The sequence below is a fragment of the Amycolatopsis iheyensis genome (assembly GCF_024703995.1).
Taxonomy (GTDB): domain Bacteria; phylum Actinomycetota; class Actinomycetes; order Mycobacteriales; family Pseudonocardiaceae; genus Amycolatopsis; species Amycolatopsis iheyensis.
On record NZ_JAMXQV010000003.1, the window covers coordinates 335,899 to 355,799 of the forward strand.

Genomic DNA, 19,901 nt, shown 5'->3' on the forward strand with positions numbered 1-19,901 from the left:
GCTACCGTGGACCGCAGCCGGGAAGGAGGGCGCCGTCGTGGCCGATCGGGATCTGCAGTCCGTCGTGGACGAGCTCGCCGAGCGTCTCCGGCGGTCCGTCGCCATCGACGATCCCGCCATCCGGCTGCTCGCCGCGAGCCGGCACTTCGGCGACGAGGACGCCCTGCGGGTCAGCTCCGTGCTCAACCGGTCCGTCGAGCCGGAGGTCGTCGACCACATCCTCGCCCAGGGCATCAGCCGCTGGGTGACGCCCGGCGTCGTCGACGTCGAAGGCGCGATGCCGCGGCTCTGCGCGCCCGTGCGCTGCAACGGCATGCTGCTCGGCTACCTGTGGCTGATCGACAAGGACGGCACCTTCACCGACCACGAAATGGCGGCCGCCGGCGAGGCCGCCGCCACCGCCGGCGCCATGCTGCTGCGCCGCCTGCTGCTGCACGAGCGCTCGAAGGCGCGGCAGGAAGGGATCCTGCGCGAGCTCGTCTCCGGCGACCTCGCGGTGCGCGTGCAAGCCATCGAAGACCTGCGTGCCGAACAGCTCTTCGGCGACGAGAGCACCCACTTCACCGTGCTCGCCGTGCGGTGCCCGGCCTCGCCCGGCCCGCAGGAGGTCGCCTTCGAGGCGGCGGTCGAAGACGGCGTCCGCGCGGTCGCCGACGACGTCGCGCTGATGGCGGCGAACCGGTCGCGGGCCTGGATCCTGCTCGTCCAGCGGGAGCCGCCGGGGCGCGGCCTGGTCGAGACGATCGCCGAACGGGTCACCACCCGGTTCCGGCGGCTCGGCGACGAGCGGGCCCGGCCGGTCTTCGGGCTCGGCGGGACCGTCACGGCCCTCGGCGACGTCGTCACGTCCTACCAGCAGGCGCTGCTGGCCGCGCGGGCCGCGTTGCTGCTGCCCAGCACCGGGAACCTCGCCCGCTGGGGCGAACTCGGCCCGTACGAGCTCCTGCTGAAGCTCCCGGCCGAGGACCTCCTCGACGCGTCTTCGGTGCCCGCGCTCGCCGCGCTGGAGCAGGAGGACACCCACCACGTCCTGCTGCCCACGCTGACCGACTTCTTCGACCACGGCGGGAACATCCAGCGCACCGCCGACTCGCTGCGCGTGCACCGCGCGACCCTGTACCAGCGGCTCAAGCGGATCGAGCAGATCACCGGCTGCAGCCTGGACTCCGGCGACGACCGGCTCCTGCTGCACCTCGGCCTCAAGCTGCGGGTCCTCGCCGCCGCCCACCGCGACCACCTGGGCCGCTGAGGAGCGACGAACGTCGTCCGCCGGTCCCGCCGGACGCGACATCCGGCGCTGGTTGCCGGCGCGGCCGCGCCCGCACACTCACCACGACTCTGGCGAGCACCACCCCATGGAGGCGTGATGAGCGTGCTTTCGTCCGACCGGGTTCGCACCACGAAGATGCGGCGAGGCGTCCTGTTCGCTTCGTCGGTGGGGAACTTCGTGGAGTGGTTCGACTTCACCCTCTACGGTTACACCGCCGGCGTGCTGGCGCTGACGTTCTTCCCACCGGGCAACAAAACGGCCGCGCTGCTGGGCACGTTCGCCGTCTACGGCGTGGCTTTCATCGCCCGGCCGCTCGGCGCGGTGGTGTTCGGCCGGATCGGTGACCGCCGTGGCCGCCGCAACTCGCTCAGCCTGTCGATCATCCTGATGGGCGCGGCGACCGCGGTGATGGGCTTGCTGCCGGGGTGGTCGTCGGCGGGGGTGCTCGCACCCGTGCTGCTGCTGGTTTGCCGCCTGGTGCAAGGGTTTTCCGCGGGCGGGGAGTACACCGGCGCGCTGACGTTCACGGTCGAGCACGCTCCCGACGGCCGCCGCGCGTGGTACATGGGCCTGGTCGGGTCGTCGACGATGCTCGGCGCGGTGGGCGCGACGGCGGTCGCGCTGCTCTTCCGCTCGGTGTTCGGCGACCGCTTCGCGACGGAGGGCTGGCGGTGGATGTTCGTCCTCGCCGGGCTGGTCGCGCTGGTCGGCCTGGTCCTGCGGCTGCGGGTCGCCGAAAGCCCGGTCTTCACCGAGATGCGCGCGACGGCACCGGCCCGCCCGTTCCGCGAGCTGGTGCGCGGGCACTGGCGGACGCTGCTGGTGCTGTTCGTGTACTTCGCCGTGCTCGGCCTGCTGACCCACATGTTCCTGGGCTACCTGCCGACGTACCTGAACGAAGCGATCGGCATGTCGAGCGGCACGGTGCTGGCGCTGACGACGGCGGCGAACCTGGTGTCGATCCCGGTGGGCCTGTGGCTCTGCGTCCTGGCCGACCGCCACGGCCGCCGCGGCCTGGTCCGCGCCGGCGCGATCGCGGCGGTGGTCCTGATCGTGCCCGCGTACCTGCTGATGGGCACCGGCAGCCTGACCGCGGTCGTGGTGGCGCTGCTGGCGTTCGTGTTCGCGGTGTCGCTGTTGCAGATGGGCGCGCTGTCGGTCCTCGAGCTGTACCCGACGAGCGTCCGCTTCAGCGGGATGGCGTTGCCGTACAACCTGGCGTACGCGGTGTTCGGCGGTACGGCGCCGTTGGTCAGCGAGCTGCTGGTCAACGGCACCGGCGCGCTGATCGCGCCGGCTGTCTACGCGAGTGTCGTCGCGCTGATCGCGTTGCCGATCCTGGTGAAGGGGATTCCGGAGACCAAGGGGACCAGCTTGCGCGGGTGAGTGCTGTCGAGGGTTTTCGCTGCCACCGGGCCGCGTGTGTCGTGGTGGTCCGGTGGCGGCGACGGAGACCCCCGTGCCGTCATTCCGGTGCGAGGGCGATGCGCGCCGCGCGGTCCCGGACGTCCGGGTCCTCGTGCTCGCGCAGCGCCACCACCAGCTCCCGCCACGGCTCGGGCCAGCCGGTGTCGGCGCCCGCTCGCTCCGCGATGCCCAGCGCCAGCAACGCCTCCGCCGGACCACCCGTCAGGCCGCGAGCCGTGTCCAGCAGCGAAGGCCGGCTCGGGTCGTGGCGGGCCACCCAGGCCGACAGGCTGTCCGCCGTCTGCCAGGCCACGACCGGCCGGTCGGCGAGGGCCGCGATCCGGCGCAGCGCCGGCAGCAGGTCGCCCTGGTGCGGGAGGGCCGCGACGGCGAGCGTCAGCGCTTCCGCGCGGTACTCCGCCCGGCCGGCCAGCTCCGTCGCCAGCCGCTCTCCCGCGGCCAGCAGCTTCGCGCCGCTGACGTGCAGGCGGCCCGCGACGCAGCCGACGAAGAACCGCAACCGCTGCCGGGCGGGCTGGTCGCGGTCGGGCGCCACCGGCTCGTCCGCCGAGGCGAGCGCGGTGAGCGTGGCCCGCAGTGGCTCCAGGTCCTCGGTGACCGCACACGCATGCATCACCGCGTGGACCGCTTCCCGCCAGGTCGCGGTCCGGGTCAGGTCGGCGATCCGGGCCACCACCGCCGCCGTTCCTTCCCGGTCCCAGACGCTCCACGCGGGCCAGGCCGCCAACCCGATCCGCGCCGTGTCGGCGTCGGCGCTGTCCGCCACCGCGCGCACCAGTGCGCCGTACCGCGCGCGGTGGTGCTCGGCGACCGTCAGCGGGCCGGCTTCGGTCAGCGCGGTCGCCACATCGTCCATAGTGGACGCTTCGGTGAGCCACGACCAGGTGCGGTCGTCGTCGAGGAACCACCTGGCGGCCGAGACGATCGCGCGGCGGAGGTCGCGGTGCAGCCGCGGGTCCGCCCACAGCGCGCCCAGCTCGCCGGCGGCGTCCGGCACGCGGTGCTCGGCCAGCAGCCGGATCGCTTCCTTGCGCGACGTCACCTTCTTCCCGGCCAGCACCGGCCGCAGCGCGGCACCCAGCTCGGCCGGCGGGAGCACCCGCGCGGCCCGCCCGGCCGCGTACACCGCGACCCGGGCGCGGTCGGTGTCGGCGTAGCCGAGCAACGTGCCCAGCGCGTCGCCGGGCCGGTCGATCCACGCCAGTCCGGCCAGCGCCGCCTCGACCACCGCGACCTCGTCGTCGGCCAGGAACGGCGTCACGTCGTCGACGCCGGCGCCGGGCAGCCCGGCCAGCCGGCGCACCGCCGAAACCCGCTCCCAGGTCGACTTCCCGGGCGCGGTGGCGAGGTCGGCCAGCAGCTCGCCGTAGCGGGCGACCTGCCGCGGCAGCCACTCCCGCAGCGAATCGGTGAACGTCGGGACGAGCCGGACGTTCCGCGCGACGAACCGCCCGTGCGGCGGCCGCTGGAACACCTCGTCGAGCAGGTCGGTGCGGCGCCGGCTGATCGCGTCGGCCACCTCGCGCACCGTGACCGTGGACGAGTCGCGCCGCAGCACCGTCTCGACGCGCTCATCGCGGGTCGCGATCGGGGCCAGCCAAAGGCCGATCGCCCGCCGGACCGTGCTGTCGTCCGCCGCGGTCGTCGCCGCGCCCACCGCGGCCTGCAGCTCGGGCATCGCCCAGGCCCGCCGGTGCAGGCCCGCGGCCAGGGTCAGCACCAGGTTGTGGCGACCGGCGCGGGCGTCGGCGCCGATGCGCGAACGCAACGCGGCGAACAGCGCGTGCTCGGCGTCGCGGGGCAGGTCCTGGTCCAGCCGGTACAGCGAGAGGCCACGGGCGTGCCCGCCGGAGGTCTCCAAGATCTCCAGACCGCTTTCGACCATCCCGGCGTGCGCGCTCACCGTGCCCTGCCGCACGAGCCGGACGGCCAGCGTGGCGACGGCCTGCCGGGTGCCCCAGGACGCGTCCCGGGCCTGGACGGCGTCGGCGCCCAGCTTGACCAGCACGGCCACGTCGGCCGACGCCAGCAGCCACCCCGGGATGGCGGCGATCGCGTCGAGCGCGGCGTGGCGGACCGGGTCCTGCTCGTTGGGCAGCCGGGTCAGCGACGCCAGCAGCCGCGCCACGACGTCGGGGTCGCGGGTGGCCGCCGCCGCGCCGATCAGCAGCGGGTAGGCGAGGGCGCGCTCCGCCGCGGTCGGCCGGGCGGTCGCGGTCCGCAGCGCGGGCTCGGCTTCCGCCCACGGCAGCCGGGCGGTGGCCGCCCGCCGCCGGCCGGGGTCGTCGGCCACCGGGTGGGTGGCGAGCAGCCGCCGGGCCAGCTCGTGCCGGGCCCGCCACGGCAGGACGTCGAGCAGCGTCAGGGAAAGCCCGGCCTGGTGCAGATCGCGTTCGCCGAGCGCACCGGTGAGCACGAGCGCGCGCCGGGCGGGCGGCAGGCCGCGCAGCAAGGCCGTCAACGAAGTTTCCGCGGGGAGCAAGGTGCGCGCGAGCGCGATCAGGGACGCGTCGGACGCGCCGCGCAGCGCGCGTTCGAGGCTCCGGCCGGACCGGAACCGGACGTGCCGCGCAGGCTCGGCGAGCAGGGCGACGATCCGGTCCGGAGCGGCCGCGGTCGCGGTGGCCAGCCAGCTTTCCGCGCCGCGCGGCAGCCCGGTGACCGGCCCGGACTCCGTCAGCAGGTCGACGAACCGCCCGGCGTCGTGCCGGACGAGGTGCCCGAGCGCCGGCCCGAACCGCGCCCAGACGGCGCCCCGGCCGGCCTCACCGGCTTCCTCCAGCCGGCGGCGCAGGTGCGCGAACACGACGGCGGGATGCCGGCGGGCCAGCGCCGCCAGGTTCGGCACGGCGAAGTCGAGCTCCGGCAGCAGCGCCGCCACCGTGGCGGAGCCGCACGCCGGCAGGATGGCGGCGGCTTCGCGGTCACCGAACCGGTCGCGCACCAGCGGCAGCAAGGTCTGCGCCCACTCGGCCGCGCCGGCGGCGCGCACCACCCGGTACAGGGTGTGCCGCCACGCCAGGGGCGCGGCCGGCAGCGCCTCGACGACGACGTCGAAGTGCCGGCCGCGGCGCGCGCAGTGGTCGAGCGCCGGGCCGGCGACCGCGGCTTCCGCCGCGACGACGCAGCGCCTCAGGTGGGTGTCGTCACCCGCGACGACCGCCATCATCGCCGCCCAGGCCCGCGGGATCCCCGGCGTCGCGTCGAGCTCCGCGAGCAGCGCGCTCAGCTCGGGCGTGCCGGCCAGCTCGCGGGCGGTTTCGGCGAAGACGCGCCGCCGCGCGGGCGCGGCCAGCGAGTCGACCCGGCCGAGGAGGGCGTGCATGTCCATTCGGGACATTGTTCCCGATCACCCCGGCCGGGCCAACGGAATTCAGCGGGCGCCGGTGAACCCGCCGTTGATCACGTCCCACGGCTCGGTGGCACCCAGCTCGGTGTAAGTGCCCTTCTCGAGGACTTCGCGGGTCGCGCGCACGACGAGCGAGTACGCCGCGAACGCGACCGACGCGCCCAGGCTGACCCGGCGCACCCCGGCCTCGGCCAGCTCGGCGATCGAGGGCGCGCCGGGGCCCGCCATGATGTTCACCGGGACCGGCGACTCGCCGACGAACTTCGTGATGACGTCGAGGTCCGTGAGGCCCGGGACGAAGATCGTGTCCGCGCCGGCGGCGGCGTAGGCCCGGGCGCGGCGCAGGGTTTCGGCGTAGCGGCCCTCGGGGGCGCCGATGCCGGCGAGGTAGACGTCGGTGCGTGCGTTGATCGCGAGGTTCGGCAGCCCGGCCGCGGTCGCGGCGTCGCGGGCGGCCTTGATCCGCGCGGCCTGGGCGTCGTCGTCGAACAGCCCGCCCGCGGGCGCGCCGCTGTCTTCGAGGTTGACGCCGACGGCCCCCACCTCGACGACGGCGCGGACGGTCTCGGCGACGTCGGCCGGGTCCGGCCCGTAGCCGCCTTCGATGTCGGCGCTGACCGGGACGTCCACCGCCGCGGCGATGTCGCGGACGACGGCCACCGCCCGCTCGCGGGTCAGGTGCTGGCCGTCGGGCCGCCCGCCGGCCCAGGACACCCCGGCGCTGGTGGTGGCGATGACCTTCGCTCCCGCGTTCGCGGACAACACGGCGCTGCCGGTGTCCCAGGCGTTCGGCAGGACGTAGATGCCGTCCTGGTTGAGGTGCTGCAGTTCGTCGGCTTTCCGCTGCCGTGCTTCGCTCATGAACGGAAGCTAGCAAAGTGCGAAAAGCCTGTGGTCACAGGGGATTTGGCTTGGATTTCCCAAGTCAGACCGAGTACCGGAAGTCGATGTCGTCCGCCGGCACGACGTGGCCCTCGTCGTCCACGAAGGCCACGCGGACCGGCCGGTCGGAACCCAGGGTCCGGCCGACTTCGGTCAGCGCCACGCTGTCGGGCCGCGGCCGGTGGACCTCGCCCCACTGCTGCAGCGCCGCCAGCGCCAGCCGCAGCTCTTCGCCGGCCGGTGTCAGGCCGTACCGGAACCGGCTGCGCTGCCCCGGCTCCTGGTAGGGCTCCTTGGTGAGCAGCCCCTCGTCGACGAGCTTGGTGAGCCGTTGGCCGAGAACGTCCGGCGCCACGCCGAGAACGGTCTGGAAGTCCTTGAAGCGCGTCACGCCGTTGAGGGCCGCTTCGCAGAGCAGGCGCAGGCTCCACTTGTCGCCGACGGCGGTGAGCACGCGGCCGATGGTGCAAGAGCCGTGATCCGGGGTCGCGCTGACGGGTTGTGCCATGCGACGACGGTACCGGCCGGTGTGGGGCACGACACGCGGGTCGCGGCGTTGACTTCAAGTGCTTGAAGTTCTGCATGCTGGTCCCATGACAGCAGGCCTGACGATCCTCGAGGCGTCCCGGCGCAGCGGGCTGAGCGAGCCGACCTTGCGCTACTACGAGCAGATCGGGCTGGTCGGCCCGGTGCCGCGGGACCCGAGCAGCGGGCACCGGCGCTACGACGCCGAGACCATGGACGTGCTCGACTCGCTGGGGTGCCTGCGCTCGGCCGGCATGCGGGTCGAGGACCTGCGCCGCTACCTGGAGCTGCTGGCCCGCGGCGACGCGGCCGCGGCCGAGCAGCGCGACCTGTTCGACGACCACGCCGACCGGCTGGAGGCCGAGATCGAGCGGTTGCGGCTGCGGCTGGAGTACCTGCGGCTGAAGGCCCGGCTGTGGGATGCCCGCGACCGGGGTGACACGGGTACGGCGCGGGAGCTGGTCCCTCGGCTGCTGGCGCTGATCGACCGATTCTGACTCACGAAGGACCGAACTTGAACGACAACCGAGCACTCGTCCTGGTCACCGGCGGCACCGGCTACCTCGGCGGGCACACCATCACGCGGCTGCTGGCCGACGGCCACCGCGTCCGCACCACCGTGCGGGACCTCGGCCGGGCGGCCGAGGTCCCGCACGACGAGGTGGAGGTCGTGGCCGCCGATCTCGGCGCCGACGACGGCTGGGCCGCGGCCACCGAAGGCGTCGACTACGTGCTCCACGTCGCGTCCCCGTTCCCGCCCAGCTCGCCCGCCGACGACGACGAGGTGATCCGCCCGGCCCGCGAAGGCACCGTGCGGGTCTTGGCCGCCGCCCGGGAAGCCGGTGTCCGGCGCGTCGTGCTGACCTCGTCGTTCGCCGCCGTCGGGTACAGCGCCGTGCCTCGCGCGGAGTACACCGAAGCCGACTGGACCGATCCCGCCGACCCCAACACCGCCTACATCCGGTCGAAGGTCATCGCCGAACGCGCCGCCTGGGACCAAGTGCGGTCGGCGGGCGGTCCGGAGCTGGCGGTGATCAACCCGGCCGGGATCTTCGGGCCCGTCCTGGGCGGGCGCCTGTCGTCGTCGGTGGGGCTGGTGCGGGCGATGCTCGACGGCGCCATGCCGGTGGTGTCGCCGCTGCACTTCGGCGTCGTCGACGTCCGGGATGCCGCCGACCTGCACGTGCGGGCGATGACGCACCCGCGGGCGGCGGGGGAGCGGTTCCTCGCCGCGGCCGGGCGGTCGATCAGTTTCCTCGAACTGGCGAGGATCCTGACGGAAAGCGGGTACGAAGTGTCCACAGAGGAGCTGACCGCCGAGCAGGTGCGGGCCGACCCGGCGATGCGGGAAGCGGTCGCCCGCCTGGGACACGTGCCCGTCATCCGCACCGGGAAGGCGCGGGACGTGCTCGGCTGGCGGCCACGGCCGGTCGAAGAGACCCTGGCCGACACCGCCCGCAGCCTCTAGGCGGCGGCCTTCAAGGCCAGCAGGCTCTCCGCCGTCTCGGCGATCGTGTCCTCGATCGGCCGCGGCGACCAGCCCAGGACGCGCTCGGCCTTCGCCGACGTCGCGTCGAAGTTCTTGCCCAGCTGGGGAAGCACCGCGCGCATGCCCGGGTTGAGGCGGCCGAAGAGCCGGGCCGCCCAGACCGGCAGCTCGCGTGTCGGCACCTTCGAAGCACGTTCGCCCAGGCGGGCGCGCAGGATCCGGGCGACCTCGCGGATCCACAAGCTGTGCCCGGCGGTGGCGAGGAACCGCTCGCCCGCCGCGGCGGGGTCCGTCATCGCGCGCAGGTGCAGGTCGGCGACGTCGCGGACGTCGACGAACCCGCTGGCGAACGGCGGCAGGGCGGGCATCTCGCCGTCGAGCATGCGCTGCACCAGGTTCAGCGACGGCGAGTAGTCCCCGCTCAGCACCGGGCCGAGCACGCCGACCGGGTTCACGACCGCGAGCTCCGGGCCGCTCTCGGCGACGAACTCCCACGCCGCCTTCTCCGCCAGGGTTTTCGACTTCTGGTACGGCGCGATCCCGCCGTCCACATTGGTCCAGTCGGCTTCGGTGAAGACGCGGTGCGCCTCGGGGTGGCCGTACCCGACCGCGCCGAACGCCGAGGTCAGCACGACCCGCTTCACCCCGGCCGCGCGAGCCGCGCGCAGCACCCGCAACACGCCTTCGCGCGCCGGGACGACCATCTCGTCGTCGGTGCGCGGCAGGCTGGTCAACGTCGGGGAAGCGACGTGCAGCACGTAGTCGCAGCCTTCGACCGCCGCCGCCCAGCCGGCGTCCTGCTGCAGGTCGGCCTGCAGCACCGTGACCTTCGCGTCTTCGGGTGCCCCGCCGGCGCGCAGCATGGCCCGCAGCTGCGGTTCCTTCTCCAGGTTCCGCACGGTGGTGCGCACCGAGTGTCCTTCGGCCAGCAGGGCGAGCACGCAAAAGCTGCCGATGTACCCCGAGCCACCGGTGACCAGAACTTCCGCCATTACTCCAGACCTTTCAACATGCGGAGGATTCTCCGCGTCTTTCTCCGAAACTAGCGGAGAGTTCTCCGCATGTCAAAAGATGAGGCATGATCGAGGGATGACGGATGGGACGTACGGCACCCAGCGCAAGGCCGCCGCGCGCAACCGGGTCGCGATCATCGAGGCCGCGCACGAGCTGTTCGCGCAGAACCCGCTGGTGTCGTTGAGCGAGGTCGCGAAGCGCGCCGGCGTCGGCGCGGGCACGCTCTACCGGCACTTCCCGGCCCGCGAGGACCTGATCCTGGCTGCCTACCAGCACGACATCGAGCGGCTGACCACCACTGCCGACGAGGTGCTGGCCCGGCACTCGTCCGCGAAGGCCGCCTTCGTCGAGTGGTTCGAGACGCTGTCCGCCTACATCCGGGTCAAGCACGGCCTCGGCGACGCCCTGCACAGCGCGGCCGCGCAGGAAGTGGTCGCCGCCGCGTGGGGGCCGGCGTCGGCGGCGGTCGCGAAGCTCGTCGAGGCGTGCGTTGCCGAGGGCACGATCGCGCCGGGGCACGACCCGGCGGACATCATCATGCTGATGAGCTTCCTGTGGCGGGTGGCGAACAACGACGAGGGCGCGGCCCAGGGCCGTCGCCTCGTCGCCGCCGTTTTCTCCGGCCTGGAGGCGCCGCCCCGGCCGTTGTGACGCGCTTCCGGTGATCTTGCGGGCGGGCGCTGCCGCGAAATCGGCCCTTGACAAGCCCGCGGGCGCCCTTCAATCTCTCTAATTAACCGTACGGTTCATACCTGACCGGTTAGTTACCTGGACTGCAGTGGCGCACCCACGGAGGAGATTGACGTGACCGATCGTCCGGATGGCGCGGCCCCGCCCGTGGGCAGGCCCGCGAAGGCGGCCTTGGCCGCGTGGATCGGCAGTGCCCTCGAGTACTACGACTTCTTCATCTACGGCACGGCGGCCGCGCTGGTCTTCAACAAGATCTTCTTCCCGGCCTCGTCGCCGGCGACCGGCACGCTGCTGGCGCTGTCGACCTTCGGCGTCGGCTACGTGTCGCGGCCGCTCGGCGCGCTGCTGCTGGGGCACCTGGGGGACAAGTTCGGCCGCAAACGCGTGCTGCTGATCACCTTGCTGCTGATGGGACTGTCCACTGTGCTCGTCGGCTGCCTGCCGGGCTACGGGACGCTCGGCGTGGCCGCGCCGATCCTGCTCGTGGCGCTGCGGTTGCTGCAGGGCCTGTCCGCGGGCGGCGAGCAGGCCAGCGCCAACTCCATGAGCCTCGAGCACGCGCCGGAAAACCGGCGTGCCTACTACACGAGCTACACCCTCAGCGGCACCCAGGCCGGGCAGATCCTGGCGACCGCGGTGTTCCTGCCGGTCGCCGCGCTGCCACAGGAGCAGCTGCTGTCGTGGGGCTGGCGGATCCCGTTCTGGCTCAGCGCCGTCGTGGTGCTGGTCGGCTACTTCATCCGCCGCTCGCTGGAGGAGACCCCGGTGTTCCAGGAGGAGGTCGCGGCCGGCGAGGTCGTGAAGCTGCCGCTGGCCGTCCTGCTGCGGGAGCACTGGGCCGACGTCCTGCGCGTGGTCGTCGCGGCGCTGATCGCGTCGGTCAGCACGATCTTCACCGTTTACGCCCTCAGTTACGCGGTGAACACCGTCGGGCTGAGCAAGACGCCGATGCTGTGGGTCGGCGTGCTGGCCAACGTGGCCGCGGTGGTGTCGATCCCGTTGTGGGCCAAGTTCTCCGACCGCTTCGGGCGCAAGAAGATCTTCATGGCCGGGTCGCTCGGCTGCGCGATCCTGATCTTCCCGTACCTCGGCGCGATCGCTGCCGGCAGCTACCTCTGGATCTTCGTCGTCGGCATCGGGATGTTCGGGATCGTCTACACCGCCACGAGTGCCGTGTGGCCGTCGTTCTACGGCGAGATGTTCCCCGCGCGGGTGCGGTTGTCGGGCACCGCGATCGGGACGCAGATCGGGTTCGCGATCAGCGGGTTCCTGCCGACCATCGCGGTCGGGGTCACGGGGACCGGCCACGGCGCGTGGGTGGGGGTCGCCGTGTTCACCGCGGCGCTGTGCCTGGTGAACGTGATCGCCGTGGCCACCGGCAAGGAGACCTACCGGGTGCCGACCGCGCGGCTGGGCCGCAAGGAGCCGGTCCGGCACGAGGTGAGCGTTCCGCAGTGAGCGAGTTCGAGGTCTACGCGCTCTGCTACGGCCGGCGCACGGGGTACCGCGGGGAGCACTTCCTGGGCTACGGCAAGGATTCCGCGGTGCCCCACCCGACCGCCTACTACGTCTGGCTGGCGGTTTCGCCGGAGCACACGGTGCTCGTCGACGCGGGCATCCGGCCGGCGCGCGCACGTGAACTACCCGGGCTCGAGTACGTCGAGCCCGGCCGGCTGCTGGCCGGGCTCGGTGCGGTCCCGGACACCGTCGTGCTCACGCACCTGCACTACGACCACTGCGGCACCGTGGCCTCCTACCCCGGCGCGCGGTTCGTCGTCCAGCGGTCCGAAGTGGACTACTGGACCGGGCCGTGGGCCAAGCGGATCGAGCGGGAGCGGTGGCTGCTCGACGAAGTCGCGCTCGGCCACCTGCTGGCCGGGCCGCTCGACCTGCTCGACGGCGACGCCGAGGTGGTGCCCGGGCTGAGCGTCCACCTGGTCGGCGGGCACACCGCCGGCATGCAGGTGGTCCGCGTCGAGACCGCCGCCGGGCCGGTGGTGCTGGCCTCGGACGCGTGTCACTTCCACGAGAACCTCGAAGCCGACCGCCCGGCGCCGCTGCTGCACTCGATGACCGGGGTCTACGGCGCCTTCGACCGCGTCCGGGAGCTGGCCGGCGCCGGCCTGGTGGTGCCGGGCCACGATCCGGAGGTGCTGGCCCGGTACCCGCCGGTCGCCGACCGGGTCGTGCGGCTCAGCGCGTCGTCAGGTAGCTGACCAGCATGTCGGCGACCATCCGCCGGTGGTGGTCGCGCAGCGCCGGATCGAGCATGTCGCGGTCGAAGATGGCGTTGAACGTGTAGCGGTTCGCGGTGCGGAACACGCAGAACGCGCTGATCGCCATGTGCACGTCGAGCGCGTCGACGTCTTCGCGGAACTGCCCCGCTTCGCGGCCGCGCGCGAGGATGCGGGTCAGCACGTCGAGGGCCGGGTTGGCCAGGTTGGACAGCGCTTTCGACCGGGCGATGTGCTCGGCGCGGTGGATGTTCTCGATGCTCACCAGCCGCACGAAGTCCGGGTGGGACTCGTGGTGGTCGAAGGTGAGCCGCGCGAGCTGCCGGATCGCCTCGGCGGGGTCGAGGTGGTCGACGTCGAGGTGCTGCTCCAGCGAGCGGATCACCGTGTAGGCGCGTTCGAGCACCTCGACGAACAGCTGGTCCTTGCTGGTGAAGTAGTAGTAGATCATCCGCTTGGTGGTGCGGGTCTTCGCGGCGATCTCGTCCACCCGGGCGCCGTCGAAGCCCTTCTCGGCGAACTCGCGGGCGGCGGTGTCGAGGATCTCGGCGCGCGTCCGGTCCGCGTCCCGGATGCGTTCGGGACCGGCGCTCGCCACTCCGTCCGACGATGGTGCTGCCACGGACTTCCTTCCTCGCTTCGGCTGATCCGCCCACTCTAGGACGTCGCGGCCCTTCACGGAGCCGTCGACATCAGGTACAAATAACGTACTGGTTCGTACATTAGGGGAGAGCTCGTGACCTTGTCTTCCGCCGTCGAGGCGATCCGCGCGCAGGCCGCGCACGCGACGCCGGGCGCGGTCCGCACCGGGCTGGTCGGCGCGGGCATCGGGCCGTCGCTGAGCCCGCCGCTGCACGAGGCCGAGGCCCGCCGGCTCGGGCTCGAGCTGGCCTACACCCGCTTCGACCTCGACGACCACGGCGTGCCGGCCACCGCCGTCGGCCCGCTGCTGGCCGTGGCCCGGGAGGCCGGGTACCACGGGCTGAACATCACGCACCCGTGCAAGCAGGTCGTCCTCGACCACCTCGACGAGCTCTCGCCCGACGCGGCCGCGCTGGCCGCGGTCAACACCGTCGTGTTCCGCGGCGGCCGCGCGATCGGGCACAACACCGACTGGTCCGGCTTCGCGCGCGGCCTGCGGACCGGGCTGCCGGACGCGGACCTCGGCGCGGTCGTGCTGCTCGGCGCCGGCGGGGCCGGCGCCGCGGTGGCCCACGGGCTGCTGACGGCCGGCGCGGGCCGCGTCCAGGTCTTCGACCTCGACACCGGCCGGGCCGCGGAGCTCGCCGCCGCCCTCGCCGGCCGGTTCGGCGCCGGCCGTGCGTCGCCGGGCACGGACCTCGAAGCGGCGCTCGGCGCCGCGGCCGGGCTCGTGCACGCCACCCCGACCGGGATGGCCGCGCACCCGGGGCTCCCGCTGCCCGCCGCACTCCTGCGCCCGGACCTGTGGGTGGCCGAGGTCGTCTACCGCCCGCTCGACACCGAGCTGGTCCGCACCGCGCGAGCGCTCGGCGCGCCGGTCCTCGACGGCGGCCGGATGGCGGTGTACCAGGCCGCCGAGGCCTTCGCGCTGTTCACCGGCGTCGAACCCGACTCCGCGCGGATGCTGCGCCACTTCGCCGCGCTCACCGAAAGGCAGCCCGCCGATGTCCTCGACTGAAGCCCGCCGTTCGATCGCCACGGTCTGCCTGTCCGGCACCCTGGAGGACAAGCTGACCGCGGCCGCCCGGGCCGGGTTCGACGGGGTGGAGATCTTCGAGAACGACCTCGTCGCCTCGTCGTGGCCGGCGAAGGAGATCGGCGAGCACTGCGCCGAACTGGGCCTGTCGATCGACCTGTACCAGCCCTTCCGCGACTTCGAAGCGGTGCCGCCGGACGTGCTGGCCCGCAACCTGCGGCGCGCGGAGCTGAAGTTCGACGTCATGGCCGCACTCGGCGCCGACACGATGCTGGTGTGCTCGTCGGTGTCGCCGGACGCGGTCGACGACGACGACCTCGCGGCCGAGCAGCTGCACCTGCTCGCCGACCGCGCCGCGGCGCGCGGGATCCGGATCGCCTACGAAGCCTTGGCGTGGGGCCGGTTCGTCAACACTTACGAGCACTCGTGGCGCATCGTGCGCCGGGCCGCCCACCCCGCGCTCGGGCTGTGCCTGGACAGCTTCCACATCCTCTCGCGCGGCAGCGACCCGGCCGCGATCCGCACGATCCCCGGCGAGAAGCTGTTCTTCCTGCAGCTGGCCGACGCACCGCGGCTGCAGATGGACGTCCTGCAGTGGAGCCGCCACCACCGGCTCTTCCCGGGCCAGGGCGCGTTCGACCTGACGGCGTTCACCGGGCACGTGCTCGCGGCCGGCTACCGCGGGCCGCTGTCGCTGGAGGTGTTCAACGACGTCTTCCGCCAGGCCGACCCGGCGCCGGCCGCCGTCGACGCGATGCGGTCGCTGCTGGTCCTGCAGGAGTCCCTCGGTGGCACGGACCTGCCGCCCGCGCCCGCGCTGGCCGGGCCCGCGTTCGTCGAGCTGGCGGTCGACGACACGGCGGAGCCCGAGCTGGCGAAGGCGTTGCACGGCCTCGGGTTCGCCGAGACGGGGCACCACCGGTCCAAGCCCGTCCGGTTGTGGCAGCAGGGCGACGCGCGGATCCTGCTCAACGGCTCCGCCCCGGCCGGGGGCGCGTCGGTCGGCGCGGTCGCCGTCGAGAGCGCGGACCCGGCCGGCTCGGCTCGCCGGGCCCAGCGGCTGCTCGCCCCGATCCTGCCCCGCGGCCACCGCGCGGACGAGGCGGACCTGTCGGCGATCGCCGCGCCCGACGGCACGTCGGTGTTCTTCTGCCGCACCGCCGGCGAAAGCTGGCTCGGCGACTTCACGGTGACGTCGGCACCCGGTCCGTCGGCGGGGGTCACCGGCATCGACCACCTGGCCCTGACCCAGCCGTTCGACCACTTCGACGAGGCGGCGCTGTTCTACCGCGCGGTGCTCGGGCTGGCGCCGGAACCGGTGACGGAGTTCGCGGCGCCGTTCGGCCTGGTCCGCAGCCGCACGGTGGCGGACCCGTCGGGCCGCGTCCGCGTCGCGCTCGAATCGGCCCTGCTCCGGCGGGGCGACTGGGCGCCGGGGGTGCGCGAGCCGCAGCGGATCACGTTGTCCACAGTGGACGCACTGGCGAGCGCCCGCCGGATGCGCGAGCTGGGGGCGCCGCTGCTGGAGATCCCGGCCAACTACTACGACGACCTCGACGCCCGCCTGGCGCCCCCGCTGCTGCCCGAGCTGCGCGAGCAGTCGGTGCTCTACGACCGCGACGAGCACGGCGAGCTGCTGCACTTCTGCACGGTGGTCCTCGGCGGGCGGGTGTTCTTCGAGGTGGTCCAGCGGGTCGGGGGGTACGCGGGCGACGGGGCGGTCAACGCGCCGGTCCGGATGGCGGCCCAGCGCCGCGCCCGGGCGGCTTAGGGCACGGCTTCGGCGAGCGCCCGGACGACGTCCGCGCGTCTCTCCGGCGAGTCGCGGACCGTCCGGCTCAGCTCGACGTGCAGGAACACCGAGTTGTCCGCCGCGGCCGTCGCGCCCTGGGCGTTCGTCGTGCCTTCCAGGTCGCCGCACCGCTGCGCCCAGGCCCGGCAGACGGCGAACCCCGCGGCGGTGAGGCGTGCCGCCGTCCGCGGGGCCGCCGTGCCGGGTGGGGCGACGCCGGAGGAGAGCACGATGTCCGTCGTGGGCAGGTTTTCGTCGTGGAACCCGTGCAGCTGCACCTGCGCGAGCCCGCGCCCGGCCAGCTCGGCGGCCACGGCGTGGAAGACCGAGCCCGGCTCGTGCGCGACGTCCGCGGTGCCGTCGCCGGCTTTCCGGTGCGCGCCCGCGACCAGCAGCACCGAGCCCGGCACCCGCCGGAACAGGTCGACGCCGAACAGCTCGGTCCGCAGGTCGAACGCCGGGTGCGGCACCTCCACCGCGAGCGACGGCCGCGCCGACCGGTCGATCACGTACAGGCCCCACGCCCGCTCGGTCCCGGGCACGTCGACGGCGATCGTGTACGGCCGTCCGGTCGCCGGGTCGACGCCATCGCGCACCGAGAACCCGAGCGCTTCGAGGCCGGCGGGGTCGCGGCAGTCCAGGAGTGCGGCGAACCCGGCCGCGGCGCTGCGGCGTTCGGCGGTGGTGGGGGCGCGGTAGGGCTGGTCCGGGGACATCTCGTCGGTGAAGGTGGTGACGACGGTGTCGAGGCCCGGTTCTGGGGGAGCGGCGGCGCAGGAGTGCAGCGCGAAGGCGAGTGCCATGCTGGCGAGTGCGCGCCTCAGGTGGGTGCCGGTGCGGGGGTGCGGTGCGAAAACGAGTGCGCGCTTCATGGGTGTCTCGGGGCGGGGGAGGTCTTGGCCCGGCCGCTGCCGAGGACGCGGTGGTGGTCGCCGCTGTCCTGGCCCAGGTGGGTGTCGGCGCAGGAGCGCAGCGCGTCGGCGTGCGCCATGCCGGCGAGTGCGCGCCTCACAGGCGTCTCGCGGCGCGGAAGGTCTTGGCGTAGCCGCTCTCGCCGTCCAAAGTAGACCCTTTCCCGAAGGCCGGGCCCGCGGCGCGGCCGCTGATCAGCACGCGGTGGTGGCCACCGCTGTCCCGGCCCAGGTAGATGCCGGCGCGGGTCACCCCGCCGCCGTCCGGGGTGCGGGTGAAGAACACCAGGTCGCCCGCCTGGAGGCGCGAACAGTCGGTCACGCGCTGCGGCGACGCCGGCACCACCGCCGCGCCCGGGCCCGCGGCCGCCATCGCCGCCGCGGTCCGGGGCAAGGCCGGCAGCGGAAAGCCTTCGCGGAAGCCGTAGACCAGGCGCACGAACCCCGCGCTGTCGACCGCGCCGGACGCCCGGGTGAGGTAGTCGTCGTAGTCGGCGTTCGGCGCGAACGTCGCGTCGCCCGCGATGCGCCGGCCGGTCGCGTCACGCACCGGCGGCGCGCCGTCGACGTACTGGAGGGCGACGGCGAGCACGTCCGGCGCGGTGTTGTGCGTGGCCGCCGCCAGCCACGGCCCGAACCACGCCGCGCGCTCGGCGCCCGCCGCCCACGGCTGCGGTGCGAGCCGGACCCACGCGGTGCCCGTCACGGTCGTGCCCGACCGCGGGTCGCGGAAGGTGCGGGCCGGCCCGGCCAGCACGACCGTGCGGGCGCCGTCGGTGAGCGTCGCCTCGACCGCGCCGCCGGTCGTGACGACGGTCCGCGGCGGGTCGGCGAGGCGGTCGAAGCGGGTGCTCGTGCTTTCCTGAACGGGCGTGGTGGCGGGGTGGTCCTGGCGGGCGTACCACGTCGAGGCGGCGCCGGCCACGGCGATGACCAGAGCCAGTGCGAAGGCTTTGCCGCGCATCGGTTTTCTCCTCACACCGTCGGGACCAGGCCGACCAGCACGCCGCTGATCAGCACCGCGTAGCTGGCCAGGCTCACCCCGCCGGTGGCGAGCATCGTGGCCACGGGCTTCTGCCGGACGAGCTGGTAGGCGACCAGCCCGGGCACCACGAACCCGAGGGTCTGGTGCACGAACAGCAGCGGGAAGTCGGCCTGCAGGAACAACAGCAGGCTGGTCTGGAGCACGACGCCGAGCAGCACGACCGCGGCGAAGAGGCGCTTGCCGTAGAGGATCACCATGCGCTGCAACAGTTTCGTGCCGCCGAAGGTCAGGGCGGTCATCAGGACGATGATCGCCGCGCGGCGGTAGTCCTCGACCAGCGTCAGCGCGATCCAGCCGGGTGTGATCATGCCGCCGGGGGAGAGGTTGGTCGTGAGGTAGCAGACCAGCGAGAGCAGCAGGCCGATGGCCAGGCCGACGGTCGCGATCTCCGGCGCGAGCTCGGCGGCGTTCACCGGAGCTGCCAGGCGGACGGCAGCTTCGCGAGCTCGTCGAGGAGCAGCTCGCCCTGGCCGTGGATGTTGCCGATGGCGACCACCGACCGCTCGCCGCGGCCGTCGAGCAGGGCCCGGACCAGGTCCGCGGCCGGCCGGTGCCCGCCCAGGTCCAGCACCCGGTCGTGCCAGCCGCCGGGGATGGCGGTGCGGGCGCTGCGCGTCGGGTCGCCGATGAGCACCACGCGTTCCGGCGCGATCTTGGGGATGAGCGCGCCCATCTGGCCGTTGCGCTCGACGCGGTCCGGGCGGCAGTTGATGATCACGTGCAGCGGGTCGGCGATCGCGCCCTGGCGGCGGAGCTGGTCGATGTTCAGCAACGTCGACTCGGGGTCGTTCGCGGCGAAGACGTTGGCGAAGCGCACCTCGAGTTCGCCGGCGCGGTAGTGGTCGACGCGCAAGACGCCGGGGTCGGGCGGGGCGGCCCACATGCCTTCGAGGGCGAGCTGGCGGTTGACGTTGAGCAGGTCCGCCACGGCCAGCGCGATCGCGACGTTCTCCTTGAAGGTGATCCAGCCGAAGCCCCGCAGCTCTTCGTCGGTGACGGACTCCGGGTCGACGGCGATGAGGCGGCAGTCGCGTTTCGCGGCTTCCGCTCGGAGGATCGGCAGCCGGTCCTGCTCGGCGGTGACGCAGATCCCGCCGACGGGCATCGAGCGGCAGAGCGAGCGGGCGACGTCGTCGAGGGTGGGGCCCATCTCGGCGAGGTGGTCTTCGCGGACGTTGCAGAGCACGCCGATGGTGGAGCGGATCAGCTTGCTCTGGTTGAGCTCCTGCAGGTCGGGCAGCACGGCCATGCACTCCATGACCAGTGCGTCCGGGTGGTGGGCGGCGGCGCGGCGGACGATGCCGATCTGCTCGACGACGTTGGCGATGCCGAACTTGCGGTACACGGGCTCTTCGCTGCCGTCCGGGTGGATGAACCGGGCTGCGGTGCCGGTGGTCTTCGCCGTGGTCACGAGGCCGCCGCCGCGCAGGGCGCCGGCGCAGAGGCGGGTGATGGAGGACTTGCCGCGGATGCCGTTGACCAGCACGCGGGTCGGGATGTGGTGGAGGCGGGCGTAGTGCCGGCGTTGTTCGAGGACGCCGCCGAGGAACAGGATGCCCGCGCCGACCAGCAGGACGCCGTAGAGGAAACCCAT

General features: G+C 73.5%; 19 protein-coding genes. 9 read left to right on the forward strand and 10 right to left on the reverse strand.

Annotated features, from left to right (window positions below; genetic code table 11):
• The first annotated feature begins 37 nt into the window (after positions 1–37).
• Both M8542_RS08805 and M8542_RS08810 read left to right on the forward strand, forming a co-directional pair.
• Complete coding sequence (locus M8542_RS08805; RefSeq protein ID WP_257919534.1) at positions 38–1,249, forward strand: PucR family transcriptional regulator; 1,212 nt, start codon at positions 38–40, stop codon at positions 1,247–1,249.
• 117 nt (positions 1,250–1,366) lie between these two features.
• On the forward strand, positions 1,367–2,656 hold the full coding sequence (locus M8542_RS08810; protein WP_257919535.1) for an MFS transporter: 1,290 nt from the start codon (positions 1,367–1,369) through the stop codon (positions 2,654–2,656).
• Positions 2,657–2,735: 79 nt separating this feature from the next.
• On the opposite strand, the gene M8542_RS08815 is transcribed toward M8542_RS08810, so the two are convergent.
• The 3 genes from M8542_RS08815 to M8542_RS08825 all read right to left on the reverse strand — a co-directional run bounded on the left by M8542_RS08815 (position 2,736) and on the right by M8542_RS08825 (position 7,437).
• The gene (locus tag M8542_RS08815; protein ID WP_257919536.1) at positions 2,736–6,029 is read right to left on the reverse strand and encodes a hypothetical protein; all 3,294 of its coding nucleotides are present in this window, start codon (positions 6,027–6,029) and stop codon (positions 2,736–2,738) included.
• A 42-nt stretch (positions 6,030–6,071) separates the two neighbouring features.
• On the reverse strand, positions 6,072–6,908 hold the full coding sequence (locus M8542_RS08820) for an isocitrate lyase/PEP mutase family protein (protein WP_257919537.1): 837 nt from the start codon (positions 6,906–6,908) through the stop codon (positions 6,072–6,074).
• A gap of 64 nt (positions 6,909–6,972) precedes the next feature.
• Positions 6,973–7,437 (reverse strand): winged helix-turn-helix transcriptional regulator, encoded by a 465-nt coding sequence (locus M8542_RS08825; RefSeq protein WP_257919538.1) that lies wholly within the window; start codon positions 7,435–7,437, stop codon positions 6,973–6,975.
• A gap of 85 nt (positions 7,438–7,522) precedes the next feature.
• Here M8542_RS08825 and M8542_RS08830 point away from each other — a divergent pair, with 85 nt between their 5' ends.
• Together M8542_RS08830 and M8542_RS08835 are read left to right on the forward strand one after the other, a co-directional pair.
• Positions 7,523–7,951, forward strand: coding sequence for a MerR family transcriptional regulator (locus tag M8542_RS08830; RefSeq protein ID WP_257919539.1), 429 nt, complete (start codon positions 7,523–7,525; stop codon positions 7,949–7,951).
• Between the two features lie 17 nt (positions 7,952–7,968).
• A complete protein-coding gene (locus M8542_RS08835) occupies positions 7,969–8,922 on the forward strand; it encodes an SDR family oxidoreductase (protein ID WP_257919540.1) in 954 nt (317 codons plus the stop codon).
• Here the strand turns inward: M8542_RS08835 and M8542_RS08840 are convergent.
• Complete coding sequence (locus M8542_RS08840) at positions 8,919–9,935, reverse strand: SDR family oxidoreductase (protein ID WP_257919541.1); 1,017 nt, start codon at positions 9,933–9,935, stop codon at positions 8,919–8,921. The genes M8542_RS08835 and M8542_RS08840 overlap by 4 nt on opposite strands.
• Positions 9,936–10,032: 97 nt before the next feature.
• On the opposite strand from M8542_RS08840, the gene M8542_RS08845 reads away from it, so the two are divergent.
• The 3 genes from M8542_RS08845 (at position 10,033) to M8542_RS08855 (ending at position 12,863) form a co-directional block, all read left to right on the forward strand.
• Entirely contained in the window at positions 10,033–10,608 is a 576-nt protein-coding gene (locus M8542_RS08845) for a TetR/AcrR family transcriptional regulator (RefSeq protein ID WP_257919542.1), read from the forward strand.
• Positions 10,609–10,761: 153 nt separating this feature from the next.
• The gene (locus tag M8542_RS08850) at positions 10,762–12,105 is read left to right on the forward strand and encodes an MFS transporter (protein ID WP_257919543.1); all 1,344 of its coding nucleotides are present in this window, start codon (positions 10,762–10,764) and stop codon (positions 12,103–12,105) included.
• Positions 12,102–12,863, forward strand: a complete 762-nt coding sequence (locus M8542_RS08855; protein ID WP_257919544.1) for an N-acyl homoserine lactonase family protein — start codon at positions 12,102–12,104, stop codon at positions 12,861–12,863. Before M8542_RS08850 ends, M8542_RS08855 begins: the two co-directional genes overlap by 4 nt.
• On the opposite strand, the gene M8542_RS08860 is transcribed toward M8542_RS08855, so the two are convergent.
• Positions 12,841–13,503: a TetR/AcrR family transcriptional regulator gene (locus M8542_RS08860; RefSeq protein ID WP_257919545.1), complete on the reverse strand. Its 663-nt coding sequence runs from the start codon at positions 13,501–13,503 to the stop codon at positions 12,841–12,843. The two genes, M8542_RS08855 and M8542_RS08860, sit on opposite strands and share 23 nt — an antisense overlap.
• A gap of 141 nt (positions 13,504–13,644) precedes the next feature.
• Between M8542_RS08860 and M8542_RS08865 the strand changes: the two genes are divergently transcribed.
• Both M8542_RS08865 and M8542_RS08870 read left to right on the forward strand, forming a co-directional pair.
• Positions 13,645–14,541 carry a shikimate dehydrogenase gene (locus M8542_RS08865; RefSeq protein WP_257919730.1) on the forward strand — a complete coding sequence of 299 codons (897 nt, stop codon included), beginning with the start codon at positions 13,645–13,647 and terminating at the stop codon, positions 14,539–14,541.
• Complete coding sequence (locus tag M8542_RS08870; RefSeq protein ID WP_257919546.1) at positions 14,528–16,330, forward strand: bifunctional sugar phosphate isomerase/epimerase/4-hydroxyphenylpyruvate dioxygenase family protein; 1,803 nt, start codon at positions 14,528–14,530, stop codon at positions 16,328–16,330. Before M8542_RS08865 ends, M8542_RS08870 begins: the two co-directional genes overlap by 14 nt.
• Here M8542_RS08870 and M8542_RS08875 read toward each other — a convergent pair.
• The 5 genes from M8542_RS08875 to pgsB all read right to left on the reverse strand — a co-directional run bounded on the left by M8542_RS08875 (position 16,327) and on the right by pgsB (position 19,901).
• Positions 16,327–17,154 (reverse strand): hypothetical protein, encoded by an 828-nt coding sequence (locus M8542_RS08875; protein WP_257919547.1) that lies wholly within the window; start codon positions 17,152–17,154, stop codon positions 16,327–16,329. The two genes, M8542_RS08870 and M8542_RS08875, sit on opposite strands and share 4 nt — an antisense overlap.
• A 65-nt stretch (positions 17,155–17,219) precedes the next feature.
• Positions 17,220–17,363, reverse strand: coding sequence for a hypothetical protein (locus M8542_RS08880; protein ID WP_257919548.1), 144 nt, complete (start codon positions 17,361–17,363; stop codon positions 17,220–17,222).
• Positions 17,360–18,226: an NlpC/P60 family protein gene (locus M8542_RS08885; protein WP_257919549.1), complete on the reverse strand. Its 867-nt coding sequence runs from the start codon at positions 18,224–18,226 to the stop codon at positions 17,360–17,362. The genes M8542_RS08880 and M8542_RS08885 overlap by 4 nt, the downstream gene beginning before the upstream one ends.
• Before the next feature lie 11 nt (positions 18,227–18,237).
• Entirely contained in the window at positions 18,238–18,720 is a 483-nt protein-coding gene (locus M8542_RS08890) for a poly-gamma-glutamate biosynthesis protein PgsC/CapC (RefSeq protein ID WP_257919550.1), read from the reverse strand.
• Complete coding sequence (pgsB, locus tag M8542_RS08895) at positions 18,717–19,901, reverse strand: poly-gamma-glutamate synthase PgsB (RefSeq protein ID WP_257919551.1); 1,185 nt, start codon at positions 19,899–19,901, stop codon at positions 18,717–18,719. Before pgsB ends, M8542_RS08890 begins: the two co-directional genes overlap by 4 nt.